The following is a 6788-nucleotide window of genomic DNA, read 5'->3' as shown; positions in this document are numbered from 1 at the left end:
TCTATGTCGAAAAGCCGGCGGATATCGAATCCGAGCTGTATCTGTCGGTGCTGGTCGATCGTGCCACCCGCCGCGTGACCTTTATCGCCTCGCCCGAAGGCGGCATGGATATCGAAGAAGTCGCCGAATCCACGCCTGAAAAGATCACCCAGGTCGCGATCCATCCGGCCGCGGGCTTCCAGGCCTATCAGGGCCGCCAGCTCGGCTTCTTCCTGGGCCTGGACAAGAAGCAGGTCGGCGAATTCGTGAAGGTCATGAAAGGCCTGTACGAAATGTTCGTCGAATGCGACGCCTCGCTGGTCGAGATCAACCCGCTGGTGACCACCAAGCAGGGTGGCCTCGTGGCCCTCGACGGCAAGCTCAACTTCGACGACAACGCGCTGTTCCGGCATAAAGAGTTCGCCGACATGCGCGACCTCACCCAGGAAAACGAGCGCGAAGCCCAGGCCGCCGAGCACGATCTGAACTACATCCAGCTCGACGGCAACATCGGCTGCATGGTCAACGGCGCCGGTCTGGCCATGGGCACCATGGACCTGGTCAAGCTGCACGGCGGCGAGCCGGCCAACTTCCTGGACGTGGGCGGCGGTGCCACCACCGAGCGCGTGACCGAGGCGTTCAAGCTGATCACCGCCGGTGAAGGCGTGAAAGCGATTCTGGTCAACATCTTTGGCGGGATCGTGCGCTGCGATCTGATCGCCGAAGGCATCATCACCGCCGCCAAGGATGTCGGCATCAGCGTGCCGGTGGTCGTGCGCCTGGAAGGCACCAACGCCGAAGAAGGCCGCAAGCTGCTCGAAGAGAGCGACTTCGATCTCATTGCCGCTCAGGATCTGACCGACGCGGCCAAGAAGGTCGTCGCCGAGGCCAAGGGCTAACCCCCGGCCTTCGATCGATCTTCCAACGAACACGCTTTAGACCAGGATCAAATCATGAGCATTCTCGTCAATAACGACACCAAACTCATCGTCCAGGGCTTCACCGGCTCCCAGGGCACCTTCCATTCCGAGCAGTGCATCGCCTACGGCACCAACATCGTTGGCGGTGTGACCCCCGGCCGCGGTGGCGAAACCCATCTCGACCTGCCCGTGTTCAACACCTGCGCGGACGCGGTGAAAGAGACCGGCGCCAACGCCACGATGATCTACGTGCCGGCCCCGTTCGCGGCCGACGCGATTCTCGAAGCCGAAGCTGCCGGCATCGAAACCATCATCTGTATCACCGAGCATATCCCGGTCATGGACATGCTCAAGGTGCGCTCGGTGCTGGACGAGTCCAACTCCGTGCTGATCGGCCCGAACTGCCCCGGCGTGATCACCCCCGGCGAATGCAAGATCGGCATCATGCCGGCGCATATCCACCAGAAGGGCAAGATCGGCATCGTCTCCAGATCCGGCACGCTCACTTATGAAGCGGTCTTCCAGACCACCAACATCGGCCTTGGCCAGTCCACCTGCGTGGGCATCGGCGGCGATCCGATCCACGGCCTGGACTTCATCGACGTGCTCGAAATGTTCGAGAACGACGAGCAGACCGAAGGCGTGGTGATGGTCGGCGAAATCGGCGGCACCGCCGAAGAAGAAGCCGCCGAGTTCATCAAGAGCAACATGAAGAAGCCGGTCGTGGCTTATATCGCCGGCGTGACCGCGCCTCCCGGCAAGCGCATGGGCCATGCCGGTGCCATCATTTCGGGCGGCAAGGGCACGGCCGACGACAAGTTCAAGGCCCTCGAAGCCGCCGGTGTCGCCACCGTGCGTTCGACCGCCGAGATCGGCAGCAAGATGGAAGAAATCCTGGGCTGATCGATGCCTTGATTGCATCCTCATCCGCTGGATGATCGAAGCCGGCGTCCGCTTCTGCGGCGCCGGCTTTTTTGGTTCAAAGCGGATGATCAGTCGATAAGCGTTCACGTCGCTGGTTGCGAAGCGACCTGCGCAGTACGGCCCATCCTCTGAACTCTTCAAAGGCCGTTTTTGAGTTAAATGCTTGAACGAGCACTGGTTCGTGAGCCTCGCTCACGCAACCACGATCATCCTCGGCTAGCATCGTGAGTAAAACGAAGAGCGACCTAAGAAAGAACTAAGCGCGCTTACGCCCGCTGGCTATGTTGCGCAAATAGCCGCAGAAGCGGCGATTTGAACTGACGCGCTCTGGATCGAAATGCTACTGAAACCGGGGGATGGTCGGGCAAACAAAAGAGTATGAGTCGCGCAGCAGCCCGAACCGCTCGTCTTCTGAGCCAGTCCCGCAGCGTCACAACAGCGGCGTTATAGAGTTACCCCGCCCATAAATGCTCGAATGACGTGATAGTTCAATTGAGCACAATCGAAATGAGCAAAACCTACGAACTCAGCTGCGACTGCGGCCATGTGACCATGACCGCGTATGACCAGCCCAAACTGTCGCTGCACTGCCACTGCGGTAGCTGTCGTGACTTGTACAACGTCGACGTGCTGTCGGCCGCCGGCTGGGCACACGAGAACGTCGAGCTGCCGGACCAATCCCGGCTGTTCGTGCACAAGGTCGAGGGCAAGCAGATGACGCGTTACGGCTGCCCTAAATGCGGCTTGACGATGTACGGGGTACACAAGCCGGGTATTCCCGTGATCCCCCACGGGCTGTTTCGCAAGGCCAACGGCGGCAAACTGCCGGATGAAATCGCGCCGACGTTGCATCTGTTCTATCGCGAGCGCGTGCTCGATATCGACGATGGTCTGGAAAAGTGTGAAGACGGTTCGGCGGTGGGTTTGAGCGGCTGAATCCGGTCGATCGGCCGCTTTGCGGTGATCTGGCGGCACGCGACGGGTCACAAGCGCCAAGCGCTGGCGTATCCTTGGCAGTTGTCATGTACAGCGCGTCGCGCGAACGGGCGTCGGCACGCGTCGAGGAGTTGAATACGGCATGGGCGAATCTTCGCTACGTATCGCACTGGCCCAGCTCAATGTCTGGGTGGGCGATATCGAGGGCAATGCACGTCAGATGATCGAAGCGGCTGCCACCGCGCGCGATCGCGACGGCGCCGATATCGTGGCCTTTCCCGAAATGGCATTGCTGGGCTATCCGCCGGACGACCTGTTGCTGCGGCGCGGGCTGCCGGCGGCTATCGACTCCGCGTTGTCGCTGCTTACCGAGCAGCTGACCGGGGTTACGGCCATTGTCGGCTACCCCGAGTATGTCGGCGACGTCATCTATAACGCCGCGGCGGTGATTCGCGATGGCGAGCGTATTGCCTGCTATCGCAAGCAGTGCCTGCCCAACTACGGGGTGTTCGATGAACGCCGGCATTATCGTGCCGGCGAATCGCCCTGCATATTCGAACTGGACTCGCATCGCATCGGCGTGACCATCTGCGAGGATATCTGGGAGCAGGGCCCGGCGGCCCAGGCCAAGACGGCCGGTGCCGAGGTGCTCATCAACCTCAACGCCTCGCCGTTTCATGTCGAGAAACAGGCCGAGCGCGAGGGTCTGCTGGCCGAGCGCGCCCGGGCGAATGATCTGGCCATCTGCTATGTGAACTGTGTTGGTGGCCAGGACGAGCTGGTATTCGACGGTCGTTCCTGCGCGGTCGACCGTTCCGGCCAGCTGATACTGCGGGCGCCGGCGTTCGAGTCGGGCGTGTTTTGTGTCGATACCCAGGCGCAGGGCGGGGCGCAAGGCGCCCCCTCGATCGTCGCTGACGAATCCGACGAAGCGCTGGTCTACGACGCGCTGGTGCGCGCGACCCGCGATTATGTCGATCGCAACGGCTTTCCGGGCGCATTGATCGGCGCCTCCGGCGGCATCGATTCGGCCCTGGCGATGGCGATTGCCGCCGATGCGCTGGGCGGCGAGCGTGTCTGGGCGGTGTCGATGCCGTCGCGCTATACCGCCGCTATCAGCAACGTGGATGCGGCCGAGCAGGCCGAGCGTATGGGCGTGAAGTACGACGAGCTGCCGATCGAAGCCGGCTTTACCGCGCTGCTGGATACGCTCGCACCGCTGTTTGGCGACCGCGAGCCGGATACCGCCGAAGAAAACCTGCAGTCGCGTATTCGCGGCGCGCTGCTGATGTCGCTATCGAACAAGTTCGGCCATGTGGTGCTGGCCACGGGCAACAAGTCGGAAATGGCGGTGGGCTATGCCACCCTTTACGGCGATATGTGCGGCGGTTTTGCGCCACTCAAGGATGTCTACAAGACCTGGGTGTACCGGCTCGCCAAGTTCCGCAATACCCGCAGCGACGTGATACCCGAACGCGTGATCACCCGTCCGCCGTCGGCAGAACTGCGCGCCGATCAGGCCGATACGGATACGCTGCCCGAGTACGACGTGCTCGATCCCATCATCGAAGCCTATGTCGAGCAGGCGGAATCGATCGAGGGGATCTGCGAACGGGGCTTTGCCGAAGAAGATGTGCGTCAGGTGGCGGGTTTGATCCGGCGCAACGAATACAAGCGCCGCCAGGCGGCCCCGGGGCCGAAGGTCACGCGTCGTGCCTTTGGCCGCGATCGGCGCTATCCGATCACTGCGGTTTACGGCGACCTCTAGCCCTGTCAGCGTCTCCGCGCATTAGCGCGGGACACGACGGCCGCGGCCTCAGAGCCAGCCGCCGCCTTTCGAGTTATATCGTTACTGCGCCTGTGCGTCGTCGCTATCGGCGTCGTCGTCGATGGTCTGGCCCTCGCTGGCGGGGGCGTCCATCGCCGGCAGACTGTAACGCGGTTTCTCACCAGCCCGCTGGCGATAGAACTCGTCGCGGTGGAGGACGTAATTCGGATAGGAGGCCTGCAGGATTGCCCGGGCATCCTCGGCCAGGTCGGCCAGCCCCAGCTTCGCATAGCTTTCTTCCATGATCTCCAGCGCGCGCGGCACGGAATCCGAACCCTGATAGCGTTCGATCACGGTTTCGGCGCGGCGGCTGGCAGCTACGTAGGCCCGGCGCCGCAGATAGTACTCGGCGACGTTGATTTCGAACTGCGCCAAGCGGTTGCGGATTTCGACCATGTGCAGCTGGGCGTCCTTGCGATAAACGCTCTGCGGATAGTTTTCCACCAGCAAGTTGAAGTCGGTGAACGCCTGCTGCAGGAAGCGGGTATCGCGCTTGTCCGGATCGCCGCCGAGCAGGCCGGGATCGTTGCGGTCGTAGTTCGCCAGGCCGCGCAGGTAGTAGATGTAGTCGATATGCGCGTTGCGCGGGCGCTGCTTGATGAAACGATCGGCAGCCGAGACCGCGGCCTCGTACTCCTTGGCCTTGTAATGCGCGGCCACCGATTCCATTTCCGCCTGCGCTGCATAGGGCGAGAACGGAAAGCGCGCCTGGACTTCGGCGTATAATCTCAGTGCTCGATCGGGGTCGCCGTCGACGAGAAATTCACGCGCGGATTTGTACAGGCGCTCGGCGTCGGCCGAGTCGAGCTTGTTGCCGTCACGGTCGACCAGCGGCTCGCTGCTGTAGCCGGTTTCGTTGACGCCCTTGTCGCCGCCGCAACCGGTGATCGCAAGAACCATCAGAATACAAAGCGCGAGAACGATTTTCCGCATGCCAGTCCCGGACGTGCGCCGCACGTCGACAGATCAAAAACGAACGCGGAGTATACCTATACGGTCGCGCGGTACGCCATGTCACGCTTTGTGTTCGCAAACCAAGAGAAACGCCCATGTCGGCAAGTTATCGTGCCCCGGATTTCGAGGCGCCGATCCCAGAAGAGTTTTCCGGCGCCCGGCTGGATCGTGCCCTGGCAGCGATGCTGCCCGATTATTCGCGCTCGCGCCTGCAGAACTGGCTGGCCGAAGGGGCACTGACCGTCGATGGCGAGAACCCGCCGGCAAAGACCAAGGTGGCCGGCGGCGAAACCGTGCGTCTGACCGTCCCCAGCGAGCCGGACGACGCACGGGTGGTCGCCGAGCCGATCGGTCTGAACATCATCTACGAGGACGAGGCCATCATCGTGCTCGACAAGCCGGCCGGGCTGGTCATGCATCCGGGGGCCGGCAACCCCGATGGCACCCTGCAGAACGCATTGATTCACCACGACGAATCGATGGCCGCGCTGCCACGGGCCGGCATCGTGCATCGTCTGGACAAGGACACCTCCGGCATTCTGGTGGTCGCCCGTACGTTCGCGGCCCATGCCAAGCTGGTCGCCGATCTGGCCGAACGCACCGTCAAGCGCGAATACGAGGCCGTGGCCGTGGGCGTGATGACCGCAGGCGGCCACGTCGACGCGCCGATCGATCGCCATCCGGTGGATCGCAAACGCATGGCCGTGCGTGACTCCGGGCGCGAGGCGATCACGCATTACCGCGTGATCGACCGCTATCGCGCGCATACCCATGTACGTTGCCGGCTGGAAACCGGGCGCACCCATCAGATTCGCGTGCATCTGGCCCATATCCGGTTTCCGTTGCTGGGCGATGCCACCTACGGGCGTCGGCTGGCCGTGCCGCGCGATTCCAGCGACGCGTTCGCGACCGCGCTGCGCGGCTTTCGTCGGCAGGCACTGCATGCACGCCGGCTCGGCCTCACGCATCCGGTGACCGGCGAATACATGAGCTGGAGCGCGCCGCGGCCGGATGATTTCGAGCAGCTGCTGGCAGCCCTCGCAGCCGATGCACAGGCCCATGGCGATGGTTGAGCCGATCGGATTCCTGCCCGCCGACTGGCCGGCGCCGGCCCATATCAAGGCCGGTACCACGCTGCGCACGGGCGGCGTGAGCGTAGCGCCGTTCGACAGCCTCAACCTGGGCGATCGTGCTGGCGACGACCCGGCCGCGGTGGCCGCCAACCGCGAGCGCATTCGCACAGCCCT

Annotated in this window: 7 protein-coding genes; 6 read left to right on the top strand and 1 reads right to left on the bottom strand. The window is 63.1% G+C overall.

The genetic code is table 11. The features are described from left to right. The 4 genes from sucC to ABNU97_RS16545 form a co-directional block, all read left to right on the top strand. The coding region (gene sucC / locus ABNU97_RS16560; protein ID WP_348767773.1) for an ADP-forming succinate--CoA ligase subunit beta at positions 1-878 on the top strand (878 nt) is incomplete at its 5' end. A gap of 54 nt (positions 879-932) precedes the next feature. Continuing rightward, the gene (gene sucD, locus ABNU97_RS16555; protein ID WP_348767772.1) at positions 933-1802 is read left to right on the top strand and encodes a succinate--CoA ligase subunit alpha; all 870 of its coding nucleotides are present in this window, start codon (positions 933-935) and stop codon (positions 1800-1802) included. A gap of 513 nt (positions 1803-2315) precedes the next feature. After that, entirely contained in the window at positions 2316-2759 is a 444-nt protein-coding gene (locus tag ABNU97_RS16550) for a GFA family protein (protein ID WP_348767771.1), read from the top strand. A 142-nt stretch (positions 2760-2901) separates the two neighbouring features. Then, positions 2902-4527: an NAD+ synthase gene (locus ABNU97_RS16545; protein WP_348767770.1), complete on the top strand. Its 1626-nt coding sequence runs from the start codon at positions 2902-2904 to the stop codon at positions 4525-4527. Positions 4528-4608: 81 nt separating this feature from the next. On the opposite strand, the gene ABNU97_RS16540 is transcribed toward ABNU97_RS16545, so the two are convergent. After that, positions 4609-5520: an outer membrane protein assembly factor BamD gene (locus tag ABNU97_RS16540; protein ID WP_348767769.1), complete on the bottom strand. Its 912-nt coding sequence runs from the start codon at positions 5518-5520 to the stop codon at positions 4609-4611. 116 nt (positions 5521-5636) lie between these two features. Here ABNU97_RS16540 and rluD point away from each other — a divergent pair, with 116 nt between their 5' ends. Together rluD and ABNU97_RS16530 are read left to right on the top strand one after the other, a co-directional pair. Beyond that, positions 5637-6614, top strand: a complete 978-nt coding sequence (gene rluD / locus ABNU97_RS16535) for a 23S rRNA pseudouridine(1911/1915/1917) synthase RluD (RefSeq protein ID WP_348767768.1) — start codon at positions 5637-5639, stop codon at positions 6612-6614. Beyond that, positions 6607-6788, top strand: a 182-nt coding sequence (locus ABNU97_RS16530) for a laccase domain-containing protein (RefSeq protein WP_348767767.1), incomplete at its 3' end; no start/stop codon positions are given. The genes rluD and ABNU97_RS16530, both read left to right, overlap by 8 nt.

This window comes from uncultured Salinisphaera sp., assembly GCF_964012375.1.
Lineage (GTDB): Bacteria > Pseudomonadota > Gammaproteobacteria > Nevskiales > Salinisphaeraceae > Salinisphaera.
Note: the sequence above shows the minus strand (reverse complement) of the source record. Positions and strands in the feature narration are given on the sequence as shown.

Bases quoted from the DNA above. Each gene is read 5' to 3' on its own strand.
- sucD (WP_348767772.1), top strand. From the start codon at position 933: ATGAGCATTCTCGTCAATAACGACACCAAACTCATCGTCCAGGGCTTC.
- ABNU97_RS16545 (WP_348767770.1), top strand. From the start codon at position 2,902: ATGGGCGAATCTTCGCTACGTATCGCACTGGCCCAGCTCAATGTCTGG.
- ABNU97_RS16540 (WP_348767769.1), bottom strand. From the start codon at position 5,520: ATGCGGAAAATCGTTCTCGCGCTTTGTATTCTGATGGTTCTTGCGATC.
- rluD (WP_348767768.1), top strand. From the start codon at position 5,637: ATGTCGGCAAGTTATCGTGCCCCGGATTTCGAGGCGCCGATCCCAGAA.